This is a genomic window from Nocardia sp. CA-119907 (assembly GCF_050955995.1).
In the GTDB taxonomy this organism is placed as follows: domain Bacteria; phylum Actinomycetota; class Actinomycetes; order Mycobacteriales; family Mycobacteriaceae; genus Nocardia.
In genome coordinates, this window is record NZ_CP192091.1 from 5,071,206 (window position 1) to 5,088,278 (window position 17,073).

General features: G+C 69.9%; 4 protein-coding genes. All 4 read right to left on the bottom strand.

Going from position 1 to position 17,073, the window contains the following annotated elements; translation table 11 throughout:
• Nucleotides 1–18: 18 nt before the first annotated feature.
• Genes ACQP2D_RS22320 through ACQP2D_RS22335 form a run of 4 tightly spaced genes read right to left on the bottom strand, consistent with a single transcriptional unit; the run spans nucleotide 19 to nucleotide 17,037 of the window.
• The gene (locus ACQP2D_RS22320; RefSeq protein WP_433677849.1) at nucleotides 19–216 is read right to left on the bottom strand and encodes a hypothetical protein; all 198 of its coding nucleotides are present in this window, start codon (nucleotides 214–216) and stop codon (nucleotides 19–21) included.
• Nucleotides 213–1,802, bottom strand: coding sequence for an acyl-CoA carboxylase subunit beta (locus ACQP2D_RS22325; protein ID WP_433677850.1), 1,590 nt, complete (start codon nucleotides 1,800–1,802; stop codon nucleotides 213–215). The genes ACQP2D_RS22320 and ACQP2D_RS22325 overlap by 4 nt, the downstream gene beginning before the upstream one ends.
• On the bottom strand, nucleotides 1,799–8,011 hold the full coding sequence (locus ACQP2D_RS22330; protein WP_433677851.1) for a type I polyketide synthase: 6,213 nt from the start codon (nucleotides 8,009–8,011) through the stop codon (nucleotides 1,799–1,801). The genes ACQP2D_RS22325 and ACQP2D_RS22330 overlap by 4 nt, the downstream gene beginning before the upstream one ends.
• Before the next feature lie 17 nt (nucleotides 8,012–8,028).
• Nucleotides 8,029–17,037, bottom strand: coding sequence for an SDR family NAD(P)-dependent oxidoreductase (locus tag ACQP2D_RS22335; RefSeq protein WP_433677852.1), 9,009 nt, complete (start codon nucleotides 17,035–17,037; stop codon nucleotides 8,029–8,031).
• Nucleotides 17,038–17,073: the final 36 nt, after the last annotated feature.

The window sequence follows — 17,073 nt, forward strand, 5'->3', positions numbered from 1 at the left end:
GCCCATCGAGATCTCACCTCAACGCCGCTGCCCCCGATGACGCCACGAGGTGGCGGGTCCCTGCGCGAGCGTCGGCAGTGTCCACACCGCCGCCCGGACCGGCACCCCGTGTCGCGTCGGCCGCGACAGGGCGGTCAAAGCCAGGACCAGGGCGACGAGTTCGTCGTCGTCCGGCTGCCCCGACTCCACCACCAGGACCGGCTGCTCGCCGCTCACGCGGGCGGATTCCCGTGCTTGCGGGCGGGCAGGGGTGCGTGCTTGGCGCTGAGCATGGCCAGGCTGTCGATGAGCACAGCCCGGGTGTCGGCGGGGTCGATGACATCGTCGACCAGGCCGCGCTCGGCGGCGTAGTACGGATGCATCAGCTCCTGCTGGTATTCCTTGATGCGCTGGGCCCGAACCAGATCCGGGTCCGCCGCGGAACCGATCTCCCGGCGGAAGATCACCTGGGCGGCCCCTTCCGCGCCCATGACGGCGACCTCGTTGGACGGCCACGCGAACGACAGGTCGGCGCCGATGGATCGGGAGTCCATGACGATATAGGCGCCGCCGAAGGCCTTGCGCAGGATCACCTGGACCCGCGGGACGGTCGCGGCGCAGTAGGCGTAGAGCAGTTTCGCGCCGTGCCGGATGATGCCCGCGTGCTCCTGGTCCGTGCCGGGCAGGAAGCCGGGCACGTCGACCAGGGTCACGATGGAGATATTGAACGCGTCGCAGGTCTGCACGAAACGCGCCGCCTTCTCCGACGCTTCGATATCGAGCACGCCCGCCAGGACGCTGGGCTGATTCGCCACAATGCCCACCACTTCGCCGCCGAGGCGGGCGAAGACGCAGAGGATATTGCGGGCCCACTGCGCATGCACCTCGAAGAATTCACCGTCGTCGACGATTTCGTCGATCACTGCCCGCATGTCGTAGGCCTGGCTCGAATCGGCGGGCACCAGGTCGGCCAGGCCGTCGTTGCGCCGATCGGGCGGGTCGGTCGGCACCGTGGCGGGCGGGCGCTCCCGATTGTTCGCCGGCAGCAGGGAGATCAGGTAGCGCACGTCGTCGAGGCATTCCTCCTCGGTGTCGTAGACGAATCCCGCCACCCCAGAACCGGAGGCGTGGACATCCGCGCCGCCCAGCTCATCGTGGGACACCTGCTCGCCGGTCACGGTACGCACGACATCCGGGCCCGTGACATACATCTGCGAGATGCCGCGCACCATGAAGACGAAGTCGGTCAGGGCGGGCGAGTACGCCGCGCCGCCCGCGCACGGTCCGAGCATCACGCTGATCTGCGGGATCACGCCCGAGGCGCGGACGTGGCGGCGGAAGATGCCGCCATAGCCGGCCAGCGCGGTGACACCCTCGTGAATCCGTGCGCCCGCACCGTCGTTCAGGCCGACCAGCGGTGCGCCCGCGGCCTCGGCCAGGTCCATGAGCTTGTGGATCTTCTCCGCGTGCGCCTCCCCGAGCGAGCCGCCGAAGATCCGGAAATCGTGACCGTAGGCGAAAACCGTGCGACCGTGGACCTTTCCCCAGCCGGTGACCACACCGTCGGTGTGCGGCTTGCGCTCGGCCATGCCGAACGCGGTGGCCCGGTGTCGCCGCAGCTGATCGACCTCGCGGAAGGTGTCCGGGTCGAACAGCAACTCCAGCCGTTCCCGCACGGTCAGCTTGCCGATCGCGTGCTGCCGTTCGGTGGCGGTGTGCGCAATGCCGTGCACGGCTTCGTGTTTCACGCCGTGCAGTTCGGCGACCTGGGATCGCAGCCGCGCGGGCGCGTTCGTGGCGGGCCGTTCGATGAGTTCGGTCATCTGTGCTCACTCTGTTCCGGCGCCGGGAAATGGCCCGACTCGATGAAGAATTGGACATAGGTTCGGAAGAGTTCACCGGACACCGGCGGGCAAGCGATACCGCTGTCCACCAGCACGGCCTCGGTCTCGGACACATCGATGGCCGGGTAGAACGCCGAGGTGTCGCCGATCATCGCTTCGAAGGCGTCGAGCAGCGGGACCAGCGCGTTGTCTCCACTGGAGGCGACCGCGGCGAGCCAGTCGGTCCGGTCGCGGTCGGCGATCGGATACCCCATCGCCCGCAGCCGGTCGACCAGTTCGGGCAGTGCCACCCGAAGGGGATTGTGCAGGTGGAAGGTTCGCTCGGCGGCCGCGGGCCGCCCGGCCATGGCCACGATGGCGGCGCTGACGTAGTCCACCGGGGCCAGGTGGAAGTAGCCGTCGCCGACCGGCGGGACCGCCCGCGCCTGAATGATGCCCTTGAGCGTGAGCCAGACGAAGTCTCGGGTCTGGCACGCGCCGTGCCGCTGATCTCCGGAGATCACATCGACCCGGTAGACCGAGACCGGCAGTCCGCGCGCCCGCGCCAGCGTAATGTTCTGCTCGGCAACCCATTTCGTGCGCAGGTACCCACTCGGCAGGGCCTCGGGCGGGCCCGTCGGGTCGTCCACCGCCAGCGGACCGCCGTCGGCGGGTGCGCCGGCGAATACGCCGACGGTCGATACGTAGTGCACCGGCACCGTGCGGTGCCGGGCGGCGAGCCGCAGAATCTCCTCGGTGCCACCGACATTGGCGTCGCGCAGTTGCTGGTACGGCTGCAGCCAGTGCACCGTCGCGCCCGCGTGGACGACCACGTCGACCGAGCGGGCCAGCTCGTCGAAATCGGCTTCGGACAACCCGAGCCGTGGGGCCGCGAGATCGCCCACGACCACCCGGACCCGGCTCAGGTCCACCTCGTCGGCCACCCGGTAGAACTCGAGATTCGAGACCAGCCGCCGGGTCGCGGCCGCCTCGTCCGCGCCCCGGATCATGCAGTGCACCACGGCCTTCGTGGTCGCCATCAGATCGCGGAGCAGGAATGCGCCCAGGAAGCCCGAGGCACCGGTGAGCAGCACGTGTCCCGGATCGATGGCCACGCGGACCACGGTGTCCGCGGGCCGGATGTCGTCGGCCAGCCGGACCTCGCCGCCGAAGTCGATCGCGTCGGTGACGCGGTCGTCGCGGGACTCGGCGAGGATGAACGCCGCCAAGGTCTCCGGGGTCGGGTTGTCGTAGGCGACGGTGGCGGGCAGCCGGGTACCGAACGCGGTCTGGAGCCGATTGCGGAATTCGACCGTGGCCAGCGAGTCGAAGCCCGATGCGCTGAATTCTCCTGTGCTGTCGAGCGCTTCGGCACTGTGGTGGCCGAGCACGGCGGCGGCCTCGCGCAACACGATCTCCAGCACGATCGCGTGTCGCTCCTCGGCGGACCGGCCGCGCAGGAGCTCGGCGGTCGAGACGGTCGCCTCCGCATTGCCCGCCACCGAGCGCTGGGTGGGTAGCAGACCCGACAGCAATCGGGTCGGCCGGGAACGAATCGCCGACAGGGTGAGCGGGGTGGCGACGAGCAGTGCTTCCCTCGACCCGGCGGCCGCGTCGAACAGTGCGAGACCGGAATCGGCGGGCAGCGGTGGGAAGCCGCCGCGGGCGATCCGCTGCTTGTCGGCCTCGTCGAGATGCCCACTGATGCCGCCCTCCTGCTCCCAGAGGCCCCAGGCGATCGAGGTCGCAGGTAGGCCCAGTCCGGCGCGGTGGGTGGCGAGCGCGTCGAGGAAGACATTGGCAGCGGCGTAGTTCGCTTGGCCCGGGCCGCCGATGATCCCGGCCACCGAGGAGAACAGCACGAACGCGGTGAGCTCCCGGTCGAGGGTGAGCTCGTGCAGCAGCCAGGCGGCGTCGGCCTTCGGCCGCAGGACCGCGGCCAGCCGGGCCGGGTCGAGGTCGCCGAGCAAGCCGTCATCGGTGGCGCCCGCGGTGTGCACCACCGCGGTCACCGGGTGCGCGGCCAGCACGGCGGCCAGCGCATCGCGGTCGCTGGCGTCACAGGCGGCGATGGCCACCTGCGCGCCCGCCGCCGACAGTTCGGCCCGAAGTGCCTGTGCCCCGGGGCTTTCCGGGCCGCGGCGGCTGATCAGCACCAAGCGCGAGACACCGTGCTCGGTAGCCAGGTGACGGGCCACCATGGCACCCAGGGAACCGGTGCCGCCGGTGATCAGCACACACTCCTCGGACCATCGGACCGGTGTCGGCAGTGCGACGCGGCGCAATCGCGGCACGAAGACGCGACCCTCGCGGACGACGAGCTGCGGTTCCCCTGCGGTCACCACCGAGGACAGGACGGCCACCGACGCCGGGTCGTCGTCGATGTCGACCAGCACGATCCGGCCCGGCAGCTCCGATTGGGCCGAGCGCACCAGACCCCACACGCTCGCGGCGGCGATATCGGTACCACCGAATCCCATGGCCGACTTGGTCACCACGACCAGTGGAGCGGCGGTGCGGTCTTCGACTGCGAACCACTGTTGCACGAGAGTCATTGCGCGGCGGCCGAGTTCGTGCGCGCCGGAGACCGGGTCCGCGGTCGGCGCGGGACCGATCGGGACCAGGATCGCGTCGACCGGCTTGTCCGTGGCGGCGGCACCCGCCAGATCCGCGAACAGCGTCATCTCCCCCACCTCGGGCAGGGATGCCGTGCCCGAGATCGCGCCCCAGCGGATCGTCCGCCCGGTGACCGCCGCGGGCACCCAGTCGACCGTGAAGGACAGCTCGTCGATATCCGCTCGGGGCGGAGCCGATTCCGGCGGTGCGATCGTAGTCGCGGTCAGGGCACGCAGAGTCGCGACGGGCGCGCCCATCCGGTCGGCGAGCAACAGCGTCGTCGAGCCGTCGGCGCCGGTGCGCGCGAGCACCCGCAGGGTGGCCGCACCGGTCGAATACAGTCGGACGTCACGCAATTCGCGTACGGTACCCCTCGTCACGGCCGCCAGCGCGGCGTGCAGCAGGACCGGGTGAACTCGGAAATCGGCCGCCTCGGCACCGAGTTCGTCCGGCAGGGCCACTTCGGCGTGGCGCTGCTGATCCGACAGTGCCGGGGGCCAGTCGGTGAGTGCGAAATCAGGGTCGCCGATGCGCAACCGCACCGTGCCGCGGGCGTGCGGGATCCACGCTCCGGAGGATCCCGAGGCTCTGGAATGTATCCACACCGTTCGTTCGCCGGACTCCGTCACCCCGCCGACCCGGGCCTGGATGTGGAGGTCCGCCCCGGTCGGCATGGCCAGCGGGGTGAGGACGGTCAACGCGGACAGCTCGTTGCAGCCGAGCTCGTCCGCGGCGCGCGTGGCCAGTTCCACCAGCACGGCGGTGGGTACCTGTGCGCCCGGTTCGATCCACCGCTGTCGCCGCGACAGCCGACCGGTGGCCACCACGCCGTCGGCCGCGCTGTCGGCCAGGTCGACCGCGACGTCGAGCACCGGATGGCCGAGGGCGGATCCGGTGCCCGCGGATCTGGTCGCGGTGTCACCGGCCCAGTGCCGGGAGCGTTGAAACGCGTAGGTGGGCAGGTGGATTCGCCGAGCACCGGTCCCCGCGAACACCTGTTCCCAGTCGAGCTGCACGCCGTTGGCATGCATGGCGGCGACGGCGGCGAGCACTGCCTCGTCATCGCTCGCGGTGCGGCGCAAGACCGGAATCGCCACATGGGGGCGATCCTGGAGGGTCTCGTCGACCAGTACGCTCAGGATCGCGTCGGGACCGATCTCCACGAACTTCGTCACCCCGGCCGCGGCCAGCGCCTCGATGCCGTCGGCGAACCGGACCGTCGCTCGAATGTGGCGCGCCCAGTACCCGGGATCGGCGTGCTCGCCCAGGGCCGCAAGCGCCCCGGTCACATTGGACACGATCGGGATGCGTGCCGGGCTGAACGGGAGCCCGCGGGCCACCGCCTCGAACTCGCTCAGGATCGGGTCCATGTGATGCGAATGGAACGCGTGGCTGACCGCTAGGCGCCGGCTCCGGATTCCGCGGTCCCCAAGGGATTCCGCGACCGACTCCAGATCCTCGACCGATCCCGCGAGCACCACCGACGCGGGCCCGTTGACACCGGCGACACACACCCGGTCGGAGAGTTCGTCGAGCACGTCGTCCTCACCGGCGCGCACGGCGAGCATGCCGCCGCGCGGGAGCGACTGCATGAGGCGCGCCCGCGCCGCGACCAGCTTCGCGGCGTCGGCCAGCGACAGCACCCCCGCCACCTGGGCGGCAACCAGTTCACCCACCGAGTGGCCGGTGACGTAATCAGCCCGGATGCCCCAGGCCGCCACCAGCCGCGCCAGGGCGAATTCGACGGCGAACAACGCGGGTTGGGTGACGGCGGTGTCGTCCAGCCGGTCGCCGACGGTGATCTCGGTCCGCAGCGGTCGCTCCAGCAGTGCATCCAGTTGGGCGCTGACCTCGTCGAACGCCGCGGCGAAGACCGGAAAGACCTCGTAGAGCCGCAGTCCCATGCCGAGGCGCTGCGCACCCTGGCCGGTGAACACGAACGCGGTCTTGCCCGCCCTGGCCGCAATCGGATCGGTGGCCAGACCGGCGATCAATTCCTCCCGGTCCCGGCCGAGCGCCGAGGTCCGGAATTCCAACGGGGTTCGGGTGGTGGCGAGCGAGTACGCGATGTCCAGATCCCGCGCCGGAGAACCCGCGGCGAATTCCCGCAGCCGGGCCGTCTGTGCCCGCACCGCCGCCGCGGTCTTGCCCGACACCGGCCACGGCACCACCGGCAACCGCACCGACACCGGTTGCGATTCAACCGATTCCGCTGTGGGAGCCTGCTCGATGACGACATGGGCATTGGTTCCGCTCACGCCGAACGAGGACACCGCGGCCCGGCGTGGAGCCCCGGAGTCGGGCCACGGGCGCGCCTCGGTCAGCAGGCGCACGGTCCCGGACGACCAATCCACATCCGGGCTGGGCGTCTCGGCGTGCAAGGTCTTGGGCAGGACGCCGCGCCGAATGGCTTCGATCATCTTGATGAGCCCGCCGACACCCGCCGCCGCGACCGAGTGCCCGATATTGGATTTCAGCGACCCCAGCCACAACGGGCGCGCCGAAGTGCGTTCGCGCCCATAGGTTGCCAGCAGCGCCTGGGCTTCGATCGGATCACCCAGCCGGGTCCCGGTTCCGTGCCCTTCGATCACATCCACCTCGGCGGCGGACAGTCCGGCGTCGGCCAGCGCCGCGCGAATCACCCGCTCCTGGGACGGTCCGTTCGGGGCGGTCAGTCCGTTCGAGGCCCCGTCCTGGTTGACCGCCGAGCCGCGCAGCACCGCGAGCACCTCGCGTCCGGACGTGACCGCATCCGAAAGCCGCTGCAGCGCCAGCAGACCCACGCCTTCCGACCATCCGGTGCCATCCGCGCCCGCACCATACGATTTGCACCGGCCATCGGCGGACAGGCCGCGCTGACGGGAGAATTCGATGTAGCCGCCCGGATGTCCGTATACCGTAACTCCGCCGGCCACCACCAGATCGCATTCGCCGCGGCGCAGGGCCTGCGCCGCGAGATGCAGGGCCACCAGCGACGACGAGCACGCGGTATCCACGGTGATGGCGGGACCCTCGAATCCGAAGGTATACGCCAGGCGGCCCGACACCACGCTGCCCAACCGTCCGGTCATGGCGTAGCCCTCGAGTTCCGGGGGCGCGGCCAGATCCAGATAGCTCTGTTCACCGGCTCCGACGAATACTCCGGTTGCACTGCCGCGCAACGACATCGGGTCGATGCCCGCCGATTCGAACAGTTCCCAGGCGGTCTCCAGCACTACCCGCTGCTGGGGATCCATGCCCAGCGCCTCACGCGGGGAGATGCCGAACAGTGCGGCGTCGAAATCCATAGCGTTGTCGATGAATCCGCCGTATCGCGTGGTCGAGGTGCCGACATGATCGGGGTCCGGGTCGTACAGCGCCGCCACATCCCAGCCGCGATCGGCGGGCCATTCGGAGATCGCGTCGGTGCCCGCGGCGACCAGGTCCCACAGCGCCGCCGCCGAGGTGACGCTGCCCGGATACCGGCACGCCTGGGCGACGATCGCAATGGGTTCGGAGGTGCTGGCTTCGAGTTCGGCGATGCGGCCCTTGGCCTTGGTGAGTTCGGCTGTCGCCCAGCGCAGGTACTCGACCAGTTTGGTGTCTTCAGGCATTACGGGGGTCCCCTTCTTCAGCCCAGATCGTGGTCGGGAATGCGGCCGAGTTCGCTGTCGATGAAGCTCAGCAGTTCATCGGCCGAGGCGGTCCGGATAAGCGTGTCGACGCTCTCGGCGGCCGGGGCCGGGGTCGCCGACCAGCGGCCGGCCAGGTCGCGCAGGCGGTCGGCGATCCGGTCGCGATCCGCCTCGTCCATCTCGTCGGCGAGCCGCTCCCATCGATCCAGTTCCGCCCACAGCACGTCGGCGGGTGCGGGCGGACGCAGGGCGTCCAGCACGAACTCGGCGAGGTCGGTCGGCGTGGGCCGGTCGAAGACGACGGTGGCGGGTAGGGTGGTTCCGGTCGCCACCGCGAGCCGGTTGCGCAACTGCACGGCGGTCAGGGAATCCAGGCCGAGTTCCTGGAACGGGCGATCGGCCTCGATGCCCATCGCATCGGCGATGCCCAGGACCGCGGCCACCTGCACGCGCACGGCATCCACCACGGCGGCGAGTTGTCGCGGCTCGTCCAACTCGGCGAGCTGGGCGCGCAGGACCTCGGCGGCGTCGGCCTTGACGGCAGCGGGGCGCGGCGGCGCGGATCGCGATGTGCCGTCCGCTGTTTCGGAGTCGGCGCCGAGGGCCAGAGTACGGAACTCCACGGCCGCGGCGGTGAGTACCGGATTGCCGACCGGGTCGGTCAGGTAGGCGGCGACCGAGTCCTCGACCAGCGGCCGCACGTGGGCCAGGATGCCGTCGGCACCGGTCGCGTGCAGGCGCACATCCCGCCAAATGACCGGTGCCAGTATCGAACTCGCGCCGATGGTGCTCGGCAGGGCCGCGTCGAGCAACTCCGGGTGCAGCACGAAACCGGTGGCCTGCGTGGCCGACTCGGCGGGCAATCGGTGCTCGACGGGCGATTCGACGAGCACCGGCGCGGCCGGTTCGCCGCCGCGGGCAAGCGTGGCGGTGGCGATGGCGGTCCAGGTGCCGCCCGCCGACCTGGCGCGGATCCCGGCGGTGCGCCGGCCCGTTTCGTCGGCAGCGCCGATGACCACGTGCAGTTGGGCCTCCTGCCCTTCGGGGACGGTCAGCGCTCTGGTCAACTCCAGGTGCTCGAGGTGGTCCGCGCCCACTTCGTCACCGGCTCGCAGCACCAGGTCGACCAGGACCGCGGGCGGCACGAGGGTCGTCACGGCGGTGGAGTGGGCGGACAGCCAGGGCAGCGCGTTCGGGTTCAGGCCACCTGTGAGCAGCACGCTGTCGGCGTCGGGCAGATGCAGTACACCCGTCAGGATGGGGTGCTCGATCGGATCGAAACCCGATGTCGTGGATGTGGTGCTGGGATGCAGCCAGTACCGGTCGCGCTGGAACGCATAGGTGGGCAACGCGACTCGCCGCGCACCGGTACCGGCGAAAAATGCCTCCCAGTCGACGTCGACACCGAGGCAGTGCAGCTGTGCCACGCCCGCGATGAGCGTCGGTGCCTCATCGGTGCCGCGCCGCTGCAGGGCGATGGCGGGGGTGTCGGTCAGCTGGTCCGCCAGTGGGGTGAGGACGGCGTCGGGTCCGATCTCGGCCGTCACGGTGACGCCGAGATCGGCCAATGTCGTTGCGGCGTCGGCGAATCGGACCGGCTGGCGAATCTGATCGACCCAGTATCGGGCCGTGGTGGGTGCGGTGATCCGGCCGGTCACCGTCGAGACGAACGGGATGCTCGGTGCGGTGTAGGTGATCGATTCCGCGACGGTGCGGAATTCGTCGAGCATCGGTTCCATCAATGCCGAGTGGAAAGCGTGGCTGACCGCCAACCGCTTGTGACGGCACCCCAACCGAGCGACCACCGCCAACACCTCATCCTCAGGACCCGACAACACCACCGACTCCGGACCATTCACCGCCGCAACCGAAACCAACCCACCCAACAACGGCAACACCCTCTCCTCCGACACCGACACCGCCACCATCGCCCCACCCCCCGCAAGCGCCTGCATCAACGCACCCCGCGCCACCACCAAACGCGCCGCATCCGACAACGACAACACCCCCGCCACATGAGCCGCCGCGAACTCACCCACCGAATGCCCGGCGACGTAGTCGCACCGAATCCCCCAGTGCGCCACCAACCGTGCCAGTGCGATCTCGAACGCGAACAGCGCGGGCTGGGCCATACCGGTGTCATCGAGACCCGCACCGGAGATGATGGTGTCACGCAGGGGCCGGTCCAGCAGTGGATCGAGGTGGGTCGCGACCTCGTCGAACGCGGCGGCGAAGGTCGGGAAGCGTTCGTACAGGCGCATTCCCATCCCGGGTCGTTGCGCACCCTGACCGGTGAAGACGAAGGCGGTCGCGCCCGACCGCGCCGCGACCGGGGCCGCATCGGTGAGACCGGCGAGCAGGTCGTCGGCGCCGCGGCCGATCGCGGCGGTGCGGTGTTCGAAGGCGGTGCGCGCGGTGGCCAACGAATACGCGATATCCAGATCCCGCGCCGAGGAACCCGCCACGAACTCACGCAATCTCGCCGACTGCGCCGCCACCGCCGCCGGCGTCCTACCCGAAACCAGCCACGGCACCACCGGCAACTCCACCGACACCGGCTGCGACTCCACCGATTCCTGCACGGGCGCCTGCTCGATGATCACATGCGCATTCGTGCCACCGAACCCGAACGACGACACACCCGCCCGCCGCGGCTGCCCCGTCTCCGGCCACTCCCGTGCTTCGATGAGCAACTCCACCGCCCCCGACGACCAATCCACCTCCGGTGAAGGTGTTTCCGCGTGCAGGGTCCGCGGCAGCACGCCGCGACGCATGGCCTCGATCATCTTGATCACCCCACCCACACCCGCGGCCGCCTGCGAATGCCCGATATTGGACTTCAACGACCCCAACCACAGAGGACGCTCCGCCACCCGGTCCTGTCCATAGGTCGCCAACAACGCCTGCGCCTCGATCGGATCACCCAACCGCGTCCCGGTCCCGTGCCCCTCCACCGCATCCACCTCGGCGGCGGAGAGCGCGGCGTCGGCCAGTGCATCACGGATGACGCGTTCCTGGGACGGACCGTTGGGCGCGGTCAACCCGTTCGAGGCGCCGTCCTGGTTGACGGCCGAGCCGCGTAGGACCGCCAGCACCTCGCGGCCGTCACGGCGCGCGTCGGAGAGTCGTTGCAGCGCCAGTATTCCCGCACCTTCGGCCCAGCCGGTGCCCTCCGCGCCCGCACCGAACGACCGGCACCGGCCATCGACGGACAAACCACGCAACCGCGAAAACTCCACGAACGCCTGCGGCGTCGACATCACCGTCACACCACCGGCCAACGCCAGATCACACTCACCACGACGCAACGACTGCGCCGCCAAATGCAAGGCCACCAACGACGACGAGCACGCGGTATCCACCGCGATGGCCGGGCCTTCCAGGCCCAGCGAATACGCCAGCCGACCGACGGCGATACTGCCCGCGCTGCCCGCGAACAGATAGCCTTCGAATTCTCCGCCGACACCGGGACGCATTCCGTAGTCGGAGTACATCACGCCCGCGAACACACCGGTCCGTGAGCCCTGCAGGCTACGCGGTACCACACCCGCCGATTCCAGGGCCTCCCAGCCGGTTTCGAGCAACAGCCGCTGCTGGGGATCCACCGCAAGGGCCTCTCGCGGCGACAAGCCGAAGAAGCCGGCGTCGAACAGATCCGCGTCCAGCAGGAACCCGCCACCGCGGCTGTAGGACCGTCCCAGCCGCTCGGCGTCACCGTCGAACAACGACCCCAGATCCCAACCGCGATTCGTCGGGAAGTCCGACACGGCGTCGACACCGCCGAACACGAGCTCCCACAACTGCTCCGGATCGGTCACGTCACCCGGATAACGGCAGCCCACGCCGACGATCGCGATCGGCTCGTCGTGTTCCGCGGCCACGCTGGCGGCCGCTCGGGCCCGGGGCTTCGCCCCGATCAGTTCGCTCGACAGTCGCGCCGCCAGCGCGGACGGCGTCGGGTAGTCGAAGACCAGGGTCGCGGGCAATCGCACGCCGGTGGCTTCGGCCAGCCGGTTGCGCAACTCGACCGCGGTGAGCGAATCGAACCCGAGATCCTGGAAGGACCGGTCCGCGCCCACCGCGCTGGATGCCGAATGTCCCAGCACCGCTGCGGCATTGGTGCGGACCAGTTTCAGCAGGGCGGCATCGCGCTCGGCCTCGGACAGTTGCGACATGCGCGCCGCGAACCCGCCCCGCGGAGCCCGTCGCGTCCGCGCCGCCGGTACCAGGCGGCGGAATACCGCCGGGACCTCGGTACCCGAGGAACGCAGGGCGGTGGTGTCGAGGCCGGTCGCCGCGAGCAGCGGGACCTCGAGGTCCGTCGCCAGGTCGAACGCGCGCAGCCCGGCGGCGGTCGACAGGGGCAGCACACCGATGCGGCGGATGCGCTCGCGGTCGACGGCGCTCATCTCATCGGTGATTCCGCTGGCCTGCTCCCACAGACCGTAGGCGATCGACGCCGCGGGAAGTCCCAGCGACCGGCGGTATTCGGCCAGTGCGTCGAGGAAGGTATTGGCGGCGGCGTAGTTCGCCTGGCCCGCCGTGCCGACCAGTCCCGCCAGGGACGAGAACAGGACGAACGCACCGAGATCCAGGTCGCGGGTAGCCTGGTGCAGCGCCCAGGCCGCGTCGACCTTCGGCCGCAGCACGCTCGTGACCTGCTCGCCGGTCAGCGATTCCACGATGCCGTCGGCGAGCACGCCCGCGGTGTGTACGACGGTGTGCACCGGGTGCTCGGCCACCACTGCGGCCAGCTCGGCCGGATCGGTGACGTCGCAGGCGATGACGGCGACCTCGGCGCCGCGCTCACTCAGTTCCCTCCGCAGTTCGGACGCACCGGGCGCCTCGGGGCCGCGCCTGCTCAGCAGGAGCAGCCGCCGCGCACCGTGCGTGTCGACCAGATGTCGCGCGACGGCCGCGCCGAGGGTCCCGGTGCCACCGGTTATGAGGACGGTGCCCCGCGCCCACGGATTGCCCGCGGGCGCGGCAGCGGTGCGAGCACGCACCAGACGCGGGACGTACAGCACCCCACCGCGAATCGCTACCTGCGGTTCGCCGCTGGCCACCGCGGCATCGAGGCTGTCCCAGGAGCGGGGATCCGCGTCGATGTCGATCAGGATGAAGCGGTCGGGCTGTTCGGTCTGCGCCGCGCGAATCAAGCCCCAGGCTCCGGCCTGCGGGAGGTTCCCGGCATCGGGGCCGGCGGCGGATTCGGTGACGACCACCAGGCGCGAACCGGTGAACCGGTCATCGGTAATGGCGGTACGCGCGACCGCCAGGGTGTGGTGGACGAGATCGTGTGCTGCCGTGGGGATGTCGGCGTCCGGGTCCGCGGTGGGAAGTTTGGTGACGACGACGGCGTGCGGGCCCGCGACCGCGTCCAGATCGGCGTACCGGGTCGCCACGTTCGGCACGTCGCCGATGGCCGCCCAGCCGGTGTGATCGGATTCGGTTGCCGCCGTGTGAATTTCGGTCCACTCGAGTTCGAATACGGTCTGGTCGGCGGCGGCGCCGGAGGCCTGCGGACGCAAGGCCAGGGCGTCCACTGCGGTGATCGTGGTACCGGATTCGTCGGCCACGACCATGGCGACCGCGTCCTGACCGGTCGGAGTGATCCGGACTCGCAGCGCCGTCGCCGCGCCCCGGGGAATGGTGACCCCTGACCACGAGAACGGCAGCAGCGCGGGCCGATCGGTGTCGGAGATGCCCGGGACGAGGGGGTGGGCCGCGGCATCGAGCAGGGCCGGGTGCAGGGTGAATCGGTCGGCGTCCGTCGCGTATTCCTCGGCCAGCGTGAGCTCGGCGAACAGCTCCGCGTTTCGCCGCCACAGCCGCCGCAGCCCGGTGAAGGCCGGACCGTAGTCGTAGCCGTGGTCCGCCGCGCCGTCGTAGGCGCCCCCGAGATCGACCTCGTGTGCGCCGCGCGGCGGCCAGTCCCCGATTGGGGCGGGTTCGGTGCTGTCGTCGGCGGCGCCCAGTAGGCCGGTGGCGTGTAGCCGCCATTCCCGATCGCCCGCGAGCCGGGAGCGGATTTCCAGCTGCCGCTTGCCGGTCTCGTCGACGGCGGCGATGCTGACCCGGATCGTCACCGGCTGATCGGCGAGTTCCAGTGCCGCCGCGATGGTGAATTCCTCGACCCGGGCCGGTTCGGCCTCCACTTCGAGGGCCGCCCGGAAGGCCAGCTCGAGCAGCAGCGTGCCCGGGACGATCGTGGCGCCGTCGATGGTGTGCTGGGTGAGCCAGGGCTGGGTATTGGGGTCGAGCACACCGGTGAGCAGCACGCTGTCGATGTCGGGCAGGTGCAACACCCCGGTGAGGATCGGGTGGTCGACCGGATCGAAACCCGATGTGGTGGATGTGGTGTTGGGGTGCAGCCAGTACCGGTCGCGCTGGAACGCGTAGGTGGGCAATACGACTCGCCGCGCACCGGTGCCGGCGAAGAACGCCTCCCAGTCGATGTCGATGCCCTGCGAGTGCAGGTGCGCGAGGGCGGTGATCAACGCTTCGGGTTCGAAGCTGTCGCGGCGCTGTAGGGCCACCGCGGGCGTGCTGGTGACGGCTTCCACCAGCGGCGTGAGCACTGCGTCGGGGCCGATCTCGGCAATGGCACTGACGCCGAGCCGGCCGAAAGTCGTTACGGCGTCGGCGAAACGGACGGATTGCCGGACCTGGTTCACCCAGTAGTCGGCGCCTGTCGGTTCGGTGACCTCACCGGTGAGGGTGGACACGAACGGGATCGTGGACGGCGAATAGGTGATGGTCTCCGCGGCCGCGCGGAACTGATCGAGCATCGGTTCCATCAATGCCGAGTGGAAAGCATGGCTGACCGCCAACCGCTTGTGACGGCACCCCAACCGAGCGACCACCGCCAACACCTCATCCTCAGGACCCGACAACACCACCGACTCCGGACCATTCACCGCCGCAACCGAAACCAACCCACCCAACAACGGCAACACCCTCTCCTCCGACACCGACACCGCCACCATCGCCCCACCCACCGCAAGCGCCTGCATCAACGCACCCCGCGCCACCACCAAACGCGCCGCATCCGACAACGACAACACCCCCGCCACATGAGCCGCCGCGAACTCACCCACCGAATGCCCCGCCACCGCACGGACATTCACGCCCCACGAGCGCAGCAACCGCCACAGCGCGACCTCGACCGCGAACAGCGCGGGCTGGGCCATACCGGTGCCATCGAGCCCCTCGCCGGTCGCGATCAGCTGCCGCAGCGAACGGCCCAGCAGCGGATCCAGCAGTGCCGCAACCTCATCCAAGGCCTCGGCGTAGGCCGGGAAGCAGGCCGCCAGTCCGGCGCCCATGGCTATCCGCTGTGCGCCCTGGCCGGTGAACACCACGCCCAGACCGCCATCGCCCGCAACGATCGGCTCGAATTCGGCTGTGCCCGAACCAGGCCATATGACTGTGCGGTGTTCGAAGGCGGTGCGCGCGGTGGCCAACGAATACGCGATATCCAGATCCCGCGCCGAGGAACCCGCCACGAACTCACGCAATCTCGCCGACTGCGCCGCCACCGCCGCCGGCGTCCTACCCGAAACCAGCCACGGCACCACCGGCAACTCCACCGACACCGGCTGCGACTCCACCGATTCCTGCACGGGCGCCTGCTCGATGATCACATGCGCATTCGTGCCACCGAACCCGAACGACGACACACCCGCCCGCCGCGGCTGCCCCGTCTCCGGCCACTCCCGTGCTTCGATGAGCAACTCCACCGCCCCCGACGACCAATCCACCTCCGGTGAAGGTGTTTCCGCGTGCAGAGTGCGCGGCAGCACGCCGCGACGCATGGCCTCGATCATCTTGATCACCCCACCCACACCCGCGGCCGCCTGCGAATGCCCGATATTGGACTTCAACGACCCCAGCAACAATGCCTGCTGCGCGGACCGCTCGCTGCCGTAGGTCGCCAACAACGCCTGCGCCTCGATCGGATCACCCAACCGGGTGCCCGTCCCGTGCCCCTCCACCGCGTCGACCTGGCTTGCCGACAATCGGCTGTCGGCCAGGGCCGCCCCGATCACGCGCTCCTGCGCCGGGCCCGACGGCGCGGTCAATCCATTGGAGGCCCCGTCCTGATTGATCGCGCTGCCACGGATCACCGCCAGGACATCGCGTCCCGCCGCCACCGCGTCCGACAACCGTTGCAGCACCAGCAGACCCGCGCCCTCCGCCCAGCCGGTGCCATCCGCGCCCGCACCATACGATTTGCACCGGCCATCGACGGACAAACCACGCAACCGCGAAAACTCCACGAACGCCTGCGGCGTCGACATCACCGTCACACCACCGGCCAACGCCAGATCACACTCACCACGACGCAACGACTGCGCCGCCAAATGCAACGCCACCAACGACGACGAGCACGCGGTATCCACCGAAATCGCAGGGCCTTCCAGGCCCAGCAGATACGCCAGCCGACCCACCGCGATACTGCCCGCGCTACCCGCGAACAGATAGCCTTCGAACTCCCCGCCCACACCGGGACGCATCCCGTAGTCGGAGTACATCACGCCCGCGAACACACCGGTCTGCGTTCCGCGCAGGGTGCGCGGCACCAACCCCGCCGATTCCAGGGCCTCCCAGCCGGTTTCGAGCAACAGCCGCTGCTGCGGGTCCATGGCCAGCGCCTCTCGCGGGGACAGCCCGAAGAAGCCGGCGTCGAACAGATCCGCGTCCAGCAGGAACCCGCCACCGCGGCTGTAGGACCGCCCGGCCTGCCCGGCGTCACCGTCGAACAACGACCCCAGATCCCAGCCACGATTCGTCGGGAAGTCCGACACCGCGTCCACGCCCCGGGTCACCAGGTCCCACAGTCCCGCCGGATCGGCCACCCCGCCCGGATAACGACATCCCAGTCCCACCACGGCAATCGGCTCGCGCATCGATTCCTCGACGGCCGCCAACTGCTTGCGGGCCTGGTGAGAATCCGCGATCGCCCGCTTGAGGTATTCGCGCAGCTTTGCCTGGTCGGACATCGGCCATCGCCTTTCAGAGGATGTCGAAAAAAGCAA

Excerpts from the sequence above, each read along its gene's own strand:
- ACQP2D_RS22325 (WP_433677850.1), bottom strand. The coding sequence starts at position 1,802 with ATGACCGAACTCATCGAACGGCCCGCCACGAACGCGCCCGCGCGGCTG.
- ACQP2D_RS22330 (WP_433677851.1), bottom strand. The coding sequence starts at position 8,011 with ATGCCTGAAGACACCAAACTGGTCGAGTACCTGCGCTGGGCGACAGCC.
- ACQP2D_RS22335 (WP_433677852.1), bottom strand. The coding sequence starts at position 17,037 with ATGTCCGACCAGGCAAAGCTGCGCGAATACCTCAAGCGGGCGATCGCG.